This window comes from Streptomyces sp. YKOK-I1 (assembly GCF_054660435.1).
On sequence record NZ_BAAGDR010000001.1, the window covers coordinates 3,961,928 to 3,978,939 of the forward strand.

The window sequence follows — 17,012 nt, forward strand, 5'->3', positions numbered from 1 at the left end:
TTTCTGATCCCAAGAATGCGAGCGACCTCTCGCGTTTGTCAACCGCGTTCGAAGAGCTGGGGATAACCGCGTGCCCGAGAACCAGGAGAAGGAACAGCCGCGCCGCCGTCAGGCGCGCGGGGAGCGGCGCATCGCGCAGCTGCTGGAGGCCGCGGCCACCGTCTTCACCACCACCGGCTACACCGCCGCCAGCACCAACGCGATCGCCCGCGAGGCCGGCGTCTCACCGGGCACGCTGTACCAGTTCTTCCCGAACAAGGAAGCGATCGCCATCGAGCTGGGCGACCGGCTCATGCACCAGATGCGGGAGGCCTACGGCGAGGCGCTCGCCCCGGTCGACCCGGCGACCCCGGTGGAGGAGGCCGTGGGCGCGGCCGTCGACCGGTTCATCGCCTTCAACTGCGACCACCCGGTGTTCTTCGCCCTGATGCACGGCCCCGACGTCCCGGGCCGGATGACCGAGGAGCACGACGCGCTGCACGCGACCCTCCTCTCCCGCATCGAGGAGCTGCTCGCCTCGTTCCTGCCCGGCGCACCCTCCGCCGACCTCACCCGCACCGCCCACATGTGCCTGGGCCTGTACAAGGCGGGCCTGGAGCTGGTCCTGGGCCACGAGGGCGCCGAGCGCGAGGCGTACGTCCGGGAACTGAAGAACGTCCTGATCCGCTATCTGCAACCACTGGTCGGCGAGCACCCGGCCCGCACCCCCGCGGCCACCGCGACCCCTTAGCCGGGGCCCGCCGCCCGGACGGCCCTCCTCCGGACGACCGTCCCGGACTGCGGTCCAGGACATAGCTACATAAAGTGCCGGTAAATCCGCTCCGGGTGCACGCCCCTGCCCGGACGACCCTTGACGACGAGGGGATTTGCCGTGACCCACTCCCCGCCGCCCGGCGCGCCCCGGGCCCGCATCCCCGGACCGCAGCAGCCCCCTCCGCCGGCCCCGCGGATCCGTGCCGGGCTGTGGAAGCGCTGCCTGGGCGGCGGGCTGCTGCTGTGGGCGCTCACCGCGCTCGTCACGTACGCCACCGCGAACACCACCCTGCTGCCGACCCTGATCCTGCTCGGCAGCTTCCTCGTCCCGGTCTCCTTCGTGCTGTGGGCGTACGAGCGGCACGGCCGCGACCTGGGCGTCGGCCTGATCCTCGGCTGCTTCCTGACCGGCGGCACGCTGGGCGTGCTCGGCGCGTCGGTGATGGAGTCCCATCTGCTGCACCCCTCGCTGTGGAGGTTCGTCGGGGTGGGGCTGATCGAGGAGGCGGCGAAGCTCGGCGCGCTGATGTTCGTGGTGCGCCGGCAGACCCGGCTGCGGGGTCTGCGCGCCGGGGTGGTGCTGGGCGCGGCCGTCGGCTTCGGCTTCGCGGCCCCGGAGAGCGCCGGGTACGCCTTCGACGCGGCCGTCTCGACGGTCGGCGTCGACCTCGGCGCACTGCTGGAGACCGAGATCCTGCGCGGGGTGCTCGCCCCCTTCGGCCATGGGCTGTGGACGGCGGTCGCGGGCGGGGTCCTGCTGGAGTACCGCCGTCCGAACGGGCGTTTCCCGTTCGCCGCGCCCGTCCTCGGCACCTGCGTCGGCGTCGCGCTGCTGCACGCTCTGTGGGACTCCACCCACGGGATCGCGATCTGGCTGGTGGCCCGGCTGACCGCCGGCGGCCTGGACCGACGGCTCTTCGCCGCGGGGTACATCCCGCGGCCGACCACGGAGCAGCAGCATCTGCTCACGCTGTTCTCGGTCGGCGCGACGGTGCTCGTGGCCCTGCTCGGGGTGGCCTGGGTGCGCTCCCTGGCACGCCAGGATCCTTCTTGGAGAAATACCCCCTAGGGGTATAGGGTGGCGTCACTGGGAGACCTCTCAGGTCCCCGCCGGCCCCATCCGCCTCCCCGAGGAGAACGACATGACCGCTCAGACCGACACCGCGGGCTCCGTCACCACCGTCTACCAGGTGAGCGGCATGAGCTGCGGCCACTGCGAGGGCGCCGTCTCCGGCGAGATCTCCGGACTGCCGGGGGTCGCCTCCGTCACGGCGGTCGCCGCCACCGGTGAGGTCACCGTCGTCTCCGCCGCCCCGCTCGACGAGGCGGCCGTGCGCGCCGCCGTCGACGAGGCCGGTTTCGAGCTGGCCGACCGGGCCTGACCCGACCACCCCCACGGCCATGACGACGAGCACCGCCACCGACGCGCCGATAGCCGCCCCGACCGCCGAGGTCGAACTGCTGATCGGCGGAATGACCTGCGCCACCTGCGCGTCCCGGGTGGAGAAGAAGCTGAACCGGATGGACGGGGTGACCGCGACGGTCAACTACGCCACCGAGAAGGCGAAGATCAGCTACCCGCCCGGGACCGAGGTCGCCGACCTCATCGCGACCGTGGTGAAGACGGGGTACACGGCCGAGGAACCCGTCCGTGAGGAGCCCGCCGACGAGGGGACCGGGAGCACGGACGAAAGCGACCCCGAGCTCTCGGCCCTGCGCCACCGGCTCCTGGTCACCGTCCTCCTCGCGGCGCCCGTCGTGCTGCTCGCGATGGTCCCCGCCCTCCAGTTCGACTTCTGGCAGTGGCTCTCGCTGACGCTCGCCGCGCCCGTCGTCGTCTGGGGCGGCGCCCCGTTGCACCGGGCCGCCTGGACGAACCTGCGGCACGGCGCCGCCACCATGGACACCCTGGTGTCCGTGGGCACGCTGGCCGCCTTCGGCTGGTCGGTGTGGGCGCTGTTCCTGGGGGACGCGGGCATGCCCGGCATGCGGCACCCGTTCGAACTCACCGTCTCGCGCACGGACGGCGCCTCCGCGATCTATCTGGAGGTCGCCGCCGGAGTCACCGCCCTCATCCTGCTCGGCCGCTATCTGGAGGCCCGCTCCAAGCGGAGCGCGGGGGCGGCGCTCAGGGCCCTGATGGAGCTGGGCGCCAAGGACGTCTCCGTGCTGCGCGACGGGCGGGAGACCCGGATCCCGGCCGACCGGCTCGCCGTGGGCGACCGGTTCGTCGTACGGCCCGGGGAGAAGATCGCCACCGACGGCACGGTCGTCGAGGGCGTCTCGGCGGTCGACGCCTCGATGCTGACGGGCGAGTCCGTGCCGGTGGACGTCGGGCCGGGCGACTTCGTCGCCGGCGCGACCGTGAACGCGGGCGGGCGGCTCGTCGTCGAGGCCGCCCGGATCGGCGCCGACACCCGGCTGGCCCGGATGGCGCGGCTCGTCGAGGACGCGCAGAACGGCAAGGCCGAGGTGCAGCGGCTGGCCGACCGGATCGCGGGCGTGTTCGTGCCCGTGGTCATGGTGCTCGCGACCGCCACCTTCGGCGGCTGGCTCGGCGCGACCGGGGACACCGCCGCCGCGTTCACCGCGGCCGTCGCCGTGCTGATCATCGCCTGCCCGTGCGCGCTCGGGCTCGCCACCCCCACGGCCCTGCTGGTCGGCACCGGGCGCGGCGCCCAGCTCGGCATCCTCATCAAGGGGCCCGAGGTCCTGGAGTCCACCCGCCGCGTCGACACCGTCGTCCTCGACAAGACGGGCACCGTCACCACCGGCCGGATGACCCTCCAGGACGTGTACGTCACGGACGGCACGGACGAGACCGAACTGCTGCGGCTCGCGGGCGCCCTGGAGCACGCCTCCGAGCACCCGGTCGCCCGCGCGGTGGCCGCGGGCGCGGAGGAACGCGCCGGGGAACTGCCGGCGGCCGAGCACTTCGAGAACGTGCCCGGGCGGGGTGTGCGAGGGCGCGTGGAGGGGCGCGAGGTGGCCGTGGGGCGGCTCTTCGAGGACCTTCCGCAGAAGCTGGCCCGCGCCAAGGACGAGGCCGAGCGGGACGGCCGTACGGCCGTCGTCGTCGGCTGGGACGGAAGCGCGCGCGGGGTGCTCACGGTCGCCGACGCGGTCAAGGAGACCAGCGCCGAGGCGGTCCGGGAGCTGCGCGCGCTGGGGCTCACCCCGGTGCTGCTGACCGGGGACAACCGGGCCGTCGCCGAGGCGGTCGCGGCAGTGGTCGGGATCGACGAGGTGATCGCCGAGGTGCTGCCCGAGGACAAGGTCGACGTCGTACGGCGGCTCCAGGACGAGGGGCGGGTCGTCGCGATGGTCGGCGACGGAGTGAACGACGCGGCCGCGCTCGCCACCGCCGATCTGGGGCTGGCCATGGGCACCGGGACGGACGCGGCGATCGAGGCGAGCGATCTGACGCTGGTGCGCGGGGATCTGCGGGTGGCGGCGGACGCCATCCGGCTGTCCCGGCGGACCCTGTCCACGATCAAGGGCAATCTGGTGTGGGCGTTCGGATACAACGTGGCCGCGCTGCCGCTGGCCGCCGCCGGACTGCTCAACCCGATGATCGCCGGGGCCACGATGGCCTTCTCGTCGGTCTTCGTGGTGACGAACAGTCTCAGGTTGCGCACCTTTGACTGAGACCCCCTGGAGTCCTGCGCGAGCCTCACATAAGCTCTTCACAAGGCTCGCGCATCATCCTTACGCTTGGGCCTCGCTCGCTGTATCCGGGCTCTTGCGCATCTAACGGACATATGCAAGAGACACAGATCACAGTGATGTGAACGTAACCACCGAAGGGGTTCGAAGGTCTAAGTTGACGGTGTCGGAAAGCGTCTTGGGGGGCGCGGACCGGCATCTGGGGATGTCTTGGGGGACTTCCTCAGAGATGCGTTGCCGGGGCACGTACACCGGGAAGCTTTGAGCGGCCCTCCCAGCGTGCGCGTCCCGGCAGATCGCACACGCGGTAGTACGGCGGGTTCCACCCGTTGTGCTCAACCGCAGGCACAACAACCGCTCGACAACCGCATATCGACACAGCGAATTCAGGCGCTGTCCTCATAAACGCCCGGCCGGATCCCGTGGGGGGAATCCGCACCGGGACATGGGAAGGCGCCCTGGTCGTCGGCCCGTGGGGGGACTGACGCCGGGGCGCCTTCCGCTATGTCTTTGCCCAGGGGCGCGGGGAACTGCGCGAACGAGCCCCACTCAGCCGCACCTGTCATACGAACCGGCGGCGGGGAACCCGTGCGGCCCCCGCCGGAGGCGTCAGCGCTGCTCGACCGGAACGAAGTCGCGCTCGACCACACCCGTGTAGATCTGCCGGGGACGGCCGATGCGGGAACCCGGCTCCTTGATCATCTCGTGCCACTGGGCGATCCAGCCCGGAAGGCGGCCGAGGGCGAAGAGGACCGTGAACATCTCGGTCGGGAAGCCCATCGCGCGGTAGATCAGACCCGTGTAGAAGTCCACGTTCGGGTACAGATTGCGCTGGACGAAGTACTCGTCGGAGAGCGCGTGCTCCTCGAGCTTGAGGGCGATGTCCAGCAGCTCGTCGGACTTGCCGAGGGCCGAGAGGACATCGTGCGCCGCCGCCTTGATGATCTTGGCGCGGGGGTCGAAGGACTTGTACACCCGGTGGCCGAAGCCCATCAGGCGGACGCCGTCCTCCTTGTTCTTCACCTTGGAGATGAAGGAGTCGACGTCGCCGCCGCCCGACTGGATGCCCTCGAGCATCTCCAGCACGGACTGGTTGGCGCCGCCGTGCAGCGGGCCCCACAGCGCGTTGATGCCGGCCGAGATCGAGGCGAACATGTTCGCCTGCGAGGAGCCGACCAGGCGGACCGTGGAGGTCGAACAGTTCTGCTCGTGGTCCGCGTGCAGGATGAGCAGCTTGTCCAGGGCGGAGACCACGACCGGGTCGAGCTCGTACTCCTGGGCGGGGACCGAGAAGGTCATGCGCAGGAAGTTCTCGACGTAACCGAGGTCGTTGCGCGGGTAGACGAACGGGTGGCCGATCGACTTCTTGTAGGCGTACGCCGCGATCGTCGGAAGCTTGGCGAGCAGCCGGATCGTGGAGAGGTTGCGCTGCTTCTCGTCGAACGGGTTGTGGCTGTCCTGGTAGAAGGTGGACAGCGCGGAGACCACCGAGGACAGCATCGCCATCGGGTGGGCGTCGCGCGGGAAGCCCTTGTAGAAGTTCTTGACGTCCTCGTGCAGCAGGGTGTGCTGCGTGATGTCGTTCTTGAAGACGCTCAGCTCGTCGACCGTCGGCAGCTCGCCGTTGATCAGGAGATAGGCGACCTCGAGGAAGGTCGACCGCTCCGCGAGCTGCTCGATCGGGTAACCGCGGTACCGGAGGATCCCCTGCTCGCCGTCGAGGTACGTGATGGCGGATTTATAGGCGGCGGTGTTGCCGTAGCCGCTGTCCAGGGTCACCAGACCGGTCTGGGCGCGGAGCTTCCCGATGTCGAAGCCCTTGTCGCCGACGGTGCTGTCGATCACCGGGTAGGTGTACTCGCCGTCGCCGTACCGCAGTACTACAGAGTTGTCGCTCACGTCATCCCTCACCGACGTTGTGCCTCTTCTTCGAGGTTGCCCTGACTGTCTCTACCCTCCCCCATTTGGCGCAGGAGAGTGCACTCGGGGTCGACCATTGGGCTTATCGACGGCACTCAGTGCCGCCAACTTGCTCATCCTGCCGCCTTCGTCACGGTTGGGGAAGTGCTCTGTGACCTTTACGACTCGTTTGATCGATCATTTTTTGTGATGCGTTCGAGAACCGGGGGCGAACCGGGTGCTCAACGGCCCGAGAGCCGGAAATCGAGGGCCGTGCAGCGCCGGCCCGCCGAGACCGTGCGCACGGCCTGGCCGATCGCCTTGCGTGAGCCGACGAGGACGACGAGACGCTTCGCGCGGGTGACGGCCGTATACAACAGGTTCCGCTGGAGCATCATCCATGCTCCCGTGGTGACGGGGATCACGACGGCGGGATATTCACTTCCCTGTGAACGGTGGATCGTCACCGCGTACGCGTGGGCCAGTTCGTCCAGTTCGTCGAACTCGTACGGAACCTCCTCGTCCTCGTCCGTCAGTACCGTCAGGCGCTGGTCCACCGGATCGAGAGAGGTGACCACGCCCACGGTGCCGTTGAAGACACCGTTCTTCCCCTTCTCGTAATTGTTGCGGATCTGGGTGACCTTGTCGCCGACACGGAACACCCGCCCGCCGAACCGCTTCTCCGCCAGATCGGGGCGGCCGGGGGTGATGGCCTGCTGGAGCAGTCCGTTGAGCGTGCCGGCGCCGGCGGGCCCGCGGTGCATGGGCGCGAGCACCTGCACGTCCCGGCGCGGGTCCAGGCCGAACTTCGCCGGGATCCGGCGGGCCGCCACGTCCACGGTGAGCCGGCCGGTCTCCTCGGTGTCGTCCTCGACGAAGAGGAAGAAGTCCTTCATGCCGTCGGTGACCGGATGCTGCCCGGCGTTGATCCGGTGCGCGTTCGTCACCACGCCCGACTGCTGGGCCTGGCGGAACACCCGCGTGAGCCGCACGGCGGGCACCGGGCTGCCGTCGGCGAGCAGGTCGCGCAGCACCTCGCCCGCGCCGACACTGGGGAGTTGGTCGACGTCCCCGACGAACAGCAGCCGCGCGCCCGGCGGTACGGCCTTCACCAGCTTGTTGGCCAGCAGCAGGTCCAGCATGGACGCCTCGTCGACCACCACCAGGTCGGCGTCCAGCGGGCGGTCCCGGTCGTACGCCGCGTCGCCGCCCGGCTTGAGCTCCAGCAGCCGGTGGACGGTCGAGGCCTCGGCGCCGGTCAGCTCGGCCAGCCGCTTGGCGGCACGGCCGGTGGGCGCGGCCAGCACGACCTTGGCCTTCTTGGCGCGGGCCAGCTCCACGATCGAGCGCACGGTGAAGGACTTGCCGCAGCCCGGGCCGCCGGTGAGCACCGCGACCTTCTCGGTCAGCGCGAGCCGCACGGCCGCCTCCTGCTCGGGCGCGAGCTCGGTGCCGGTACGGCCCTTCAGCCAGGCCAGCGCCTTGTCCCAGGCCACCTCGCGAAAGCCCGGCAGCCGGTCCTCCTCGGTGCGCAGCAGGCGCAGCAGCTGGGCGGAGAGGGAGAGTTCGGCGCGGTGGAAGGGGACGAGGTAGACGGCGGTGACCTCCTCGCCGTCCTCGCCGGGGACCTTCTCCCGTACGACGCCCGGCTCGCCCAAGTCCTCGTCCGGTTCGGCCAGTTCGGCCAGGCACTCGATGACCAGACCGGTGTCGACCTGGAGCAGCTTCACCGCGTCGGCGATCAGCCGCTCCTCGGGCAGATAGCAGTGGCCCTGGTCGGTGGACTGCGACAGTGCGTACTGCAGGCCCGCCTTGACGCGCTCCGGGCTGTCGTGCGGGATGCCGACGGACTGCGCGATCCGGTCGGCGGTGAGGAAGCCGATGCCCCACACGTCGGCCGCCAGCCGGTAGGGCTGGTTCTTCACGACGGAGATCGACGCGTCGCCGTACTTCTTGTAGATCCGGACCGCGATGGAGGTGGAGACCTCGACGGTCTGGAGGAACAGCATGACCTCCTTGATCGCCTTCTGCTCCTCCCAGGCGTCGGCGATCTTCTTCGTGCGCTTGGGGCCGAGGCCGGGGACCTCGATCAGGCGCTTCGGCTCCTCCTCGATGATCGTCAGGGTGTCGACGCCGAAGTGCTGGGTGATGCGGTCGGCGAAGACCGGGCCGATGCCCTTGACCAGGCCGGATCCCAGGTAGCGCCGGATGCCCTGGACGGTGGCCGGCAGCACGGTCGTGTAGTTCTCCACGGTGAACTGCTTGCCGTACTGCGGGTGCGAGCCCCAGCGGCCCTCCATCCGCAGCGACTCGCCGACCTGGGCGCCGAGCAGCGCGCCGACGACCGTGAGAAGGTCGCCGGCGCCTCTGCCGGTGTCCACCCGGGCGACCGTGTAGCCGTTCTCCTCGTTGGCGTACGTGATGCGCTCCAGTACGCCTTCCAGCGTCGCGAGCCGCCGCTCTCCCGCCGGGGAGGCCCCCGCCTGATCGGTCATGATCCGACGGTACCGCCGGGGTCCGACAACGAGGGAGCGAGGCTGTTTCTACGTGCCCCTCTACGTGGTTCCACCGATGCCGCCGCACCGGTGGGTCCGTAGCCTTCGCCGGGCCGTGGGAGCGGCTCGGTGCGCCCTGCCCGCCCAGGGCGGCGACCGGTTGACGAGCGAGGGACAGGACCGTTGAACGGCTCAGGACGGATGATCGACGGGCGGTTCGAGCTGCTGGAGCGGCTCGGCTCCGGGGGCATGGGCACGGTGTGGCGGGCACGGGACGTCGTCCTGCACCGCGACGTCGCCCTCAAGGAGGTCCGCCCCCATGATCCGGGAGCCGCCGGCTCGGCCGACGATTCCGTGCGCGTGCAGCACGAGCGGGTGCTCCGCGAGGCCCGTGCGCTGGCCCGGCTCCGGCACCCCCATGTGGTGGCCATCCATCACATCGTCGACGCCGACCCGTACCCCTGGCTCGTGATGGAGTTCGTGCCGGGGATCTCCCTCCAGACCCGGCTGGAGCACGGCCCGCTCGCGCCCCGGGAGGCCGCGCGGATCGGCCGGGACGTGCTGGCCGCGCTGCGGGCCGCCCACGCCGCCGGCATCCACCACCGGGACGTCAAACCGGCGAACATCCTGCTGAGCGAGGGCCCGGACGGTTCCACGAGCGCGGTGCTCACCGACTTCGGCATCGCCGACCTCCCCGGGGTGAGCCCGCTGACCGACACGGGGCTGATGGTCGGCTCGCCCGAGTACATGGCGCCGGAGCGCGTCCGCGGGGCCGACGACGCCCCGGCGTCCGACCTCTGGTCGCTCGGCATCACCCTGTACGTGGCGGTGGAGGGGCGCAGCCCGATGCGGCGCGGCACCGGTCTCGCCACCCTCGCCGCGGTGCTCGGCGATCCGGTGCCGCCGCCGGTGCAGGCGGGCCCCCTGGCCCCGGTCCTCTCCGGGTTGCTCGCAGCGGATCCGCAGGCCCGGCCGGACGCGGCACGCCTGGACGCGATGCTCGCCGCCGTGGCCGACGACGCGACCGGGGCGCACGACCTGCCCGCGGCGGTCGCCGCGGGCAACCGGTCGGCCGGGGCGGACGGCCTCCGCACGGCGGGGGCCGGTGTCTCCCTCACGGACGCTCCCACAGCCGAGGGGACAGTGGCCGCCGGTGTCCCCCCGACCGCGGCGGCCACGAAACCGCTGGCTGTCGGCCCGGATCACCCTGCGGTGGACGCCTCGGCTTCGGCTTCCCCTCGGGCGGAGGGCTCGGCCGGGCAGCAGGCGTACGGCGCCCTGATGGCCGGAGAACCACCGGTCACCCACCGGACGCCGACCCGGCCCGCTCGCCGTGCCCTGTGGCCCGCCCCGCTGATGGTGGCGGCCGCGGTGGTCGTCCTGGCGGTGATCGCCGCGGCGTCGTACCGGTTCCTGACGCCGGCCACGCAGGCCGACGCCTCGGGGGCGGACCGCACCGGCGGCCCCGCCGCGACGGTCACCGCGACCGTCTCCGGGTCGGCGACGGCGAGCGGACGTCCGGGGAAGAGCCCCACCGCCAAGGGCTCCGCCGAGGCATCCGGCGGCTCGGCCTCCGCAGACCGAAGCGCCGCAGCGGCAGCGGCGGCGGCCGGCACCGGGGCGTCCCCCGGCTCGGGTACGGCAGCGCAGGAGACGCCCTCCGAAGCCGAGGCGACGACGACCACCGGCACGGGCGGCTCGGACGCCACGGACGCCACGGACGGCGCGGAGGCCTACGCGAACAGCTGGCTCGCGCTGCTCGCCAAGAGCCCGGTCGACGCGGGCACGGCCAAGCGGGACCAGAAGCTGGCGGCCGTACGCGCCCAGGTGCCCGCGGCGGAGGTGCTGCTCAGCGGCGACTTCGAGTCCCTGGGCGGGGCGTACTGGGTGATCTACGTCCCGCGGTCCTTCGGCAGCGGCGTCGCGGCGGTCGACTACTGCGCGAGCGTGGGCCGCACCACGGCCGATTCCTGCATGGGCCGCTATCTGAGCCATGACGCGGCGGACAGCCCCTTGAAGTGCCAGCCCGACGGCGCGGGCGGTGTCACCGGCCGCTGCACCGGCCCCTGACACCCGGGTAGCTTCCCTCACCTCGCCCCCCCTGGGATCACGATCCGGTCTCAGGGGCTTGCATCCTGCCGTGTAATCGATTCCAATCCTCCGTACACATCGATGTAATCGATTCCACGAGGAGGTGGAGCGGCGATGGCGAGCATCAAGGACGTCGCTGCCGAGGCGGGGGTCTCCGTCGCCACGGTGTCGCGCGTCCTGAACGACCATCCGTCGGTCAGCGAGGACGCACGCACGCGCGTGCTGGCCGCCGTCGAGGCCCTGGGCTACCGCCCGAACGCCGTCGCCCGGTCGCTGCGCACCGACCAGACCCGCACCCTCGGCCTGGTCATCAGCGATGTGATGAACCCGTACTTCACCGAGCTGGCCCGCTCCGTGGAGGAGGAGGCCCGCGCGCTCGGCTACAGCGTGATCATCGGCAACGCCGACGAACGGCCCGACCTCCAGGACCACCACGTACGGACCCTGCTGGACCGCCGGATCGACGGTCTGCTCGTCTCCCCCACCGACGGCGGCTCGCCGCTGATGCTCGACGCCGCGCGCGCGGGCACCCCGATGGTGTTCGTCGACCGGTGGATCCCGGGTGTCGACGTGCCCGTCGTCCGGGCCGACGGACGGGCGGCGGTACGGGACCTCGTCGCGCATCTGCACGGGCTGGGGCACCGCAGGCTCGCCATCATCGCGGGCCCGGCCGCCACCACCACCGGCAGCGAGCGCGTCGAGGCCTTCCGGGCCGCGATGGCCGAGTACGGGCTCCCGCTCCCGGACGCCTACATAGGGCAGGGCGACTTCCAGGCCGAGAGCGGACGCCGGGTCACCGACGGCTTCCTCGACCTGCCCGAGCCGCCCGAGGTCGTGTTCGCCACGGACAACCTGATGGCCCTCGGCGCGCTGGACGCCGTCCGCGCGCGCGGGCTGCGCGTCCCGGACGACCTCGCGCTGGCCGCGTTCGACGACATCCGGTGGTTCGTGCACACGGATCCGCCCATCACGGCGATCGCCCAGCCGACGGGGGAACTGGGCCGGGCCGCCGTACGCGCCCTGGTCGACCGCATCGAGGGGCGGCCCTCGCGGTCCGTCACCCTCCCCGCGCGTCTCGTCGTGCGCCGCTCGTGCGGCGAGGCCGCCGATTCCGCTGGCGCCTCTTCCGCTGCCGCCTCTTCCGCTGCCGCCTCTTCCCCGAAGGACCTGAGGAGCACCACGTGAGCCACCCGGACGAACTGCTGCGTATCGAAGGGATACGCAAGACCTTCCCCGGCGTCGTCGCGCTCGACAGCGTGGACTTCGATCTGCGCCGCGGCGAGGTGCACGTGCTGCTCGGCGAGAACGGAGCCGGCAAGAGCACCCTCATCAAGATGCTCTCCGGCGCCTACCGCCCCGACGCGGGCCGCATCCTGGTGGACGGCGCCGAGACCCGCATCCAGGGCGCGCAGGACGCCGAACGGCTCGGCATCGCCACCATCTACCAGGAGTTCAACCTCGTCCCCGACCTCACCGTCGCCGAGAACATCTTCCTGGGCCGCCAGCCGCGCCGCTTCGGCCTCCTCGACCGGAAGCGGATGGACGCGGACGCGGCCGAACTCCTCGCCCGCGTCGGTGTCGACGTCGAACCGGGCGCCCGGGTGCGCGACCTGGGCATCGCCCGGCTCCAGATGGTCGAGATCGCCAAGGCGCTGAGCCTCGACGCCCGCGTCCTGATCATGGACGAGCCGACCGCGGTCCTGACCACCGAAGAGGTCGAGAAGCTCTTCCGGATCGTCCGCAGGCTGCGGGACGACGGTGTCGGCATCGTCTTCATCACCCACCACCTGGAGGAGATCGCCGCCCTCGGCGACCGCGTCACCGTCCTGCGCGACGGCCGCAGCGTCGACCAGGTCCCGGCGAACACCCCCGAGGACGCACTCGTCCGGCTCATGGTCGGCCGGAGCATCGAGCAGCAGTACCCGCGCGAGCGTGCCGAGGCCGGGGCGCCGCTGCTCAAGGTCAGCGGTCTCACCCGGGCCGGTGTCTTCCGCGACGTCGACTTCGAGGTCCGGGCCGGCGAGGTCGTCGGACTGGCGGGGCTGGTCGGCGCCGGCCGCACCGAGGTCGTCCGGGCCGTCTTCGGCGCCGATCCCTACGACTCCGGCACCGTCGAGGTGCAGGGGCAGCCGCTCCGGCGACTGGACGTCAACGCGGCCATGGACGCCGGGATCGGGCTGGTGCCCGAGGACCGCAAGGGCCAGGGCCTGGTCCTGGACGCCACCGTGCAGGAGAACCTCGGCCTGGTCACCCTGGGCCGCTCCACCCGCGCGGGCTTCGTGGACCGGGCCGGGCAGCGGCGGGCCGCCGACCGGATCTCCGGGCAGCTCAAGGTCCGGATGGCCGGACTGCACCAGCACGTGCGGACGTTGTCCGGCGGCAACCAGCAGAAGGTCGTCATCGGCAAGTGGCTGCTGGCCGACACCAAGGTGCTGATCCTCGACGAGCCGACCCGCGGTATCGACGTGGGCGCCAAGGTCGAGATCTACCAGCTGATCAACGAACTGACCGCCTCCGGACACGCGGTTCTGATGATCTCCAGCGACCTCCCCGAGGTGCTGGGCATGAGCGACCGCGTCCTGGTGATGTCCCAGGGCCGGATCGCGGGCGAACTCTCCGCCCGGGAAGCGACCCAGGACGCCGTCATGGCGCTGGCCGTCAGCGCACCCCCGGCAACGGACGCAACGGCAACAGACACAACGGCAACGAACACAGCAGCAAAGGATGTGGAGGTCTCCCGTGGCCACTGACACGCTCAAGAGCAGTACGCACACGGGTGGTGCCCTCGCACTGCGCCGGATGCTCCTCGACAACGGCGCCCTCACCGCCCTGGTCGTCCTGGCCGTGGCGATGTCGTTCCTGTCCGGCGACTTCCTGGCCACCCAGAACCTCCTCAACGTCGGCGTCCAGGCGGCCGTCACCGCGATCCTGGCCTTCGGTGTCACGTTCGTGATCGTCTCCGCCGGCATCGACCTGTCGGTCGGCTCGGTCGCCGCGCTCTCCGCCACCGTGCTGGCCTGGGCCGCCACCGACCAGGGCGTCCCGGTGTGGATCGCGGTCCTGCTGGCTCTCGCCACCGGCGTCGGCAGCGGTCTGATCAGCGGCGCGCTCATCTCCTTCGGCAAGCTGCCGCCCTTCATCGCGACCCTGGCCATGCTGTCGGTGGGCCGCGGCCTCGCCCTGGTCATCTCGCAGGGCAGCCCGATCGCGTTCCCCGACTCCGTGTCCAACCTGGGCACCACCATCGGCGGCTGGCTGCCGGTGCCGGTCCTGGTGATGATCCTGATGGGCCTGATCACCGCCGTGGTCCTGAACCGCACGTACATCGGCCGCGCCATGTACGCGATCGGCGGCAACGAGGAGGCCGCCCGGCTCTCCGGCATCCGCGTCAAGCGCCAGAAGCTGGTCATCTACGCCCTGGCCGGCGCCTTCGCCGCCGTCGCGGGCATCGTCCTCGCCTCCCGGCTGGCCTCCGCCCAGCCGCAGGCGGCGTACGGCTACGAACTCGACGCCATCGCCGCGGTCGTGATCGGCGGCGCCAGCCTCTCCGGCGGGGTCGGCAAGGCGTCGGGCACCCTCATCGGCGCGCTGATCCTCGCGGTGCTCCGCAACGGCCTCAACCTGCTGTCGGTCTCCGCCTTCTGGCAGCAGGTCGTCATCGGCGTCGTGATCGCGCTCGCCGTCCTGCTGGACACGCTCCGCCGGCGTTCGTAGCCGTACGCCGCGCCGTGTCTCCGCCCTCAGTCCCCACGGTCCCCCCGCACCCGTACGCTCGCCCTCACCCGCAAGGAACCGTCATGCGCATCAAGCAGATCTCCGTCGCCACGGCCGTCATAGCCTCGCTCGCCCTCACCGCCACCGCGTGCGACTCCGGGTCGTCCGGCTCCTCCGACCTGAAGGTGGGTCTGTCGCTCTCCACCCTCAACAACCCCTTCTTCGTGCAGCTGAAGGAGGGCGCCCAGGCCGAGGCGAAGAAGGAGGGCGTCTCCCTCACCGTCACCGACGCGCAGAACGACGCCTCCCAGCAGGCCAACCAGATCGACAACTTCACCAGCCAGAGCGTGAAGTCGATCATCATCAACCCGGTGGACTCCGACGCCGCCGGCCCGTCCGTCAAGGCCGCCAACAACGCGAACATCCCGGTCGTCGCCGCGGACCGTACGGTCAACAAGGCCACGGTCGCCGCCACCGTCGCCTCGGACAACGTCGCGGGCGGCAAGCTCGCCGCCAAGACGATCGCCGAGGCCCTCGGCGGCAAGGGCACCATCCTGGTCCTGCAGGGCACCGCCGGCACCTCGGCCGCCAACGAGCGCGGCCAGGGCTTCACCGAGGGGCTGAAGGCCTACCCGGACATCAAGGTCGTCGCCTCGCAGCCGGCCGACTTCGACCGCACCAAGGGCCTCGACGTCACCACCAACCTGCTCCAGGCCCACCCGGACATCACCGGTGTCTTCGCGCAGAACGACGAGATGGCGCTCGGCGCGATCAAGGCCCTGGGCAGCAAGGCCGGCAAGACGGTCAAGGTCGTCGGCTTCGACGGCACGCCCGACGGCCTGACGGCGGTCAAGGCGGGCACGCTGTTCGCCTCGGTCGCGCAGCAGCCCAAGCTGCTGGGCCAGTTGGCCGTCGAGAACGCCGTGAAGGCCGCCAAGGGCAAGAAGGTCGACACGACGGTCAAGGTGCCTGTCAAGGTGGTCACCACGGCCAACGTCGCCGAGTTCGCCTCCTGACGTCGTCCGCGCACCAGTTGACGTCGTCCCGCCCGGGGACGCCGAACCGACGTAAGGAAACACAACGATGCACGGCTACGACCTGCTGGTCGTAGGGTCGGCCAACGCCGACCTGGTGATCGGCGTCGACCGCCGCCCGGCGGCCGGCGAGACGGTCCTCGGCTCCGACCTGGCCACCCACCCGGGTGGCAAGGGCGCCAACCAGGCCGTCGCGGCCGCCCGCCTGGGTGCCCGTACGGCGCTGCTGGCCCGGGTCGGCGACGACGCGCACGGTCGGCTGCTCGGCGACTCCCTGCGAGCGGCCGGCGTCGACACCGCCGGCATCCTCACCGGCGGGGCTCCCACCGGGGTCGCGCTGATCACGGTGGACCCGTCCGGGGACAACAGCATCGTGGTCTCACCGGGTGCCAACAGCCGGCTCACCCCGGCCGACGTCCGGGCGGCCGGGGACCTGTTCCGGGCCGCCCGGGTGGTCTCGGCGCAGCTGGAGATCCCGCTGGAGACCGTCGTGGCGGTCGCAGCGAGCCTGGCACCCGACAGCCGCTTCGTCCTGAACCCTTCCCCTCCCCGTCCGTTGCCCGCCGTGGTGCTCGCCGCCTGCGACCCGCTGATCGTGAACGAGCACGAGGCGCGGGTACTGCTCGGGGACCGCACGGGCCCCGAGCCCGAGGACTGGGCGCGGGATCTGCTCGCCCTCGGCCCGCGCTCGGTGGTCGTCACGCTGGGCGCGCGGGGCGCGCTGGTGGCGGACGCGGACGGGACCACCCGGATTCCGGCGGTGCGGGTCGCGGCCGTGGACACCACCGGGGCGGGCGACGCGTTCACCGCGGCGCTGGCCTGGCGGCTGGGTCTCGGCGAACCGCTCGCCGTCGCCGCCGCGTACGCCGCCCGGGTCGGGGCGGCCGCGGTCACCAAGGCGGGCGCCCAGGTGTCCTTCCCGACCGCCGAGGAGGTCGAGGCCCTGTGAAGAGGGCGGGCATCCTCAACCGTCATCTCTGCGGAGCGCTCGCCGAGTTGGGCCACGGGGACGGGGTGCTGGTGTGCGACGCCGGTATGCCGATCCCGGACGGGCCCCGGGTGGTCGACCTCGCCTTCCGGGCGGGGGTGCCGTCCTTCGCGGAGGTCGTGGAGGGCCTGCTGGCGGAGCTGGTCGTGGAGGGCGCGACAGCGGCCACCGAGGTCCGCGAGGCCAATCCGGCCGCGGCGGGGCTGCTGGAACGGCAGTTCACCCGACTGGCGTACGTCTCCCACGAGGAGCTGAAGGTGCTGTCGGCGGGCGCGCGGCTGGTGGTGCGTACGGGCGAGGCACGGCCGTACGCGAATGTGCTGCTGCGCTGCGGGGTGTTCTTCTAGCACCGCCCACCTGCGGGAACACCGC

At 71.5% G+C, this 17,012-nt stretch carries 11 protein-coding genes and 1 pseudogene; 10 read left to right on the forward strand and 2 right to left on the reverse strand.

Features of this window, described 5'->3' with window-relative positions; genetic code table 11:
- The first annotated feature begins 70 nt into the window (after positions 1-70).
- From ACYQ8Q_RS17185 to ACYQ8Q_RS17200, 4 genes are all read left to right on the forward strand, one after another.
- The gene (locus ACYQ8Q_RS17185; RefSeq protein WP_460065868.1) at positions 71-730 is read left to right on the forward strand and encodes a TetR/AcrR family transcriptional regulator; all 660 of its coding nucleotides are present in this window, start codon (positions 71-73) and stop codon (positions 728-730) included.
- A gap of 141 nt (positions 731-871) precedes the next feature.
- Positions 872-1,822 carry a PrsW family intramembrane metalloprotease gene (locus ACYQ8Q_RS17190; protein WP_460065870.1) on the forward strand — a complete coding sequence of 317 codons (951 nt, stop codon included), beginning with the start codon at positions 872-874 and terminating at the stop codon, positions 1,820-1,822.
- 73 nt (positions 1,823-1,895) lie between these two features.
- Complete coding sequence (locus tag ACYQ8Q_RS17195) at positions 1,896-2,135, forward strand: heavy-metal-associated domain-containing protein (RefSeq protein WP_460065872.1); 240 nt, start codon at positions 1,896-1,898, stop codon at positions 2,133-2,135.
- 19 nt (positions 2,136-2,154) lie between these two features.
- On the forward strand, positions 2,155-4,401 hold the full coding sequence (locus ACYQ8Q_RS17200; protein ID WP_460065874.1) for a heavy metal translocating P-type ATPase: 2,247 nt from the start codon (positions 2,155-2,157) through the stop codon (positions 4,399-4,401).
- A 627-nt stretch (positions 4,402-5,028) separates the two neighbouring features.
- Here the strand turns inward: ACYQ8Q_RS17200 and ACYQ8Q_RS17205 are convergent.
- Positions 5,029-6,318 carry a citrate synthase gene (locus ACYQ8Q_RS17205; protein WP_460065876.1) on the reverse strand — a complete coding sequence of 430 codons (1,290 nt, stop codon included), beginning with the start codon at positions 6,316-6,318 and terminating at the stop codon, positions 5,029-5,031.
- Positions 6,319-6,560: 242 nt separating this feature from the next.
- Entirely contained in the window at positions 6,561-8,813 is a 2,253-nt protein-coding gene (gene recD2, locus ACYQ8Q_RS17210) for an SF1B family DNA helicase RecD2 (RefSeq protein WP_460065879.1), read from the reverse strand.
- 201 nt (positions 8,814-9,014) lie between these two features.
- On the opposite strand from recD2, the gene ACYQ8Q_RS17215 reads away from it, so the two are divergent.
- The 6 genes and pseudogenes from ACYQ8Q_RS17215 (at position 9,015) to rbsD (ending at position 16,987) form a co-directional block, all read left to right on the forward strand.
- A complete protein-coding gene (locus ACYQ8Q_RS17215) occupies positions 9,015-10,883 on the forward strand; it encodes a serine/threonine-protein kinase (RefSeq protein ID WP_460073353.1) in 1,869 nt (622 codons plus the stop codon).
- Positions 10,884-11,018: 135 nt separating this feature from the next.
- Positions 11,019-12,089, forward strand: a complete 1,071-nt coding sequence (locus ACYQ8Q_RS17220) for a LacI family DNA-binding transcriptional regulator (RefSeq protein WP_460065881.1) — start codon at positions 11,019-11,021, stop codon at positions 12,087-12,089.
- The gene (locus ACYQ8Q_RS17225) at positions 12,086-13,654 is read left to right on the forward strand and encodes a sugar ABC transporter ATP-binding protein (protein WP_460065883.1); all 1,569 of its coding nucleotides are present in this window, start codon (positions 12,086-12,088) and stop codon (positions 13,652-13,654) included. The genes ACYQ8Q_RS17220 and ACYQ8Q_RS17225 overlap by 4 nt, the downstream gene beginning before the upstream one ends.
- Positions 13,644-15,634 (forward strand): annotated as a pseudogene (locus ACYQ8Q_RS17230) (ABC transporter permease/substrate-binding protein). Before ACYQ8Q_RS17225 ends, ACYQ8Q_RS17230 begins: the two are co-directional and overlap by 11 nt.
- 67 nt (positions 15,635-15,701) lie before the next feature.
- On the forward strand, positions 15,702-16,601 hold the full coding sequence (locus ACYQ8Q_RS17235; protein ID WP_460065886.1) for a ribokinase: 900 nt from the start codon (positions 15,702-15,704) through the stop codon (positions 16,599-16,601).
- Entirely contained in the window at positions 16,598-16,987 is a 390-nt protein-coding gene (gene rbsD, locus ACYQ8Q_RS17240) for a D-ribose pyranase (protein WP_460065889.1), read from the forward strand. The genes ACYQ8Q_RS17235 and rbsD overlap by 4 nt, the downstream gene beginning before the upstream one ends.
- Positions 16,988-17,012 lie beyond the last annotated feature (25 nt).

Excerpts from the sequence above, each read along its gene's own strand:
- ACYQ8Q_RS17200 (WP_460065874.1), top strand. The coding sequence starts at position 2,155 with ATGACGACGAGCACCGCCACCGACGCGCCGATAGCCGCCCCGACCGCC.
- ACYQ8Q_RS17215 (WP_460073353.1), top strand. The coding sequence starts at position 9,015 with ATGATCGACGGGCGGTTCGAGCTGCTGGAGCGGCTCGGCTCCGGGGGC.
- ACYQ8Q_RS17235 (WP_460065886.1), top strand. The coding sequence starts at position 15,702 with ATGCACGGCTACGACCTGCTGGTCGTAGGGTCGGCCAACGCCGACCTG.
- ACYQ8Q_RS17220 (WP_460065881.1), top strand. The coding sequence starts at position 11,019 with ATGGCGAGCATCAAGGACGTCGCTGCCGAGGCGGGGGTCTCCGTCGCC.
- recD2 (WP_460065879.1), bottom strand. The coding sequence starts at position 8,813 with ATGACCGATCAGGCGGGGGCCTCCCCGGCGGGAGAGCGGCGGCTCGCG.
- ACYQ8Q_RS17195 (WP_460065872.1), top strand. The coding sequence starts at position 1,896 with ATGACCGCTCAGACCGACACCGCGGGCTCCGTCACCACCGTCTACCAG.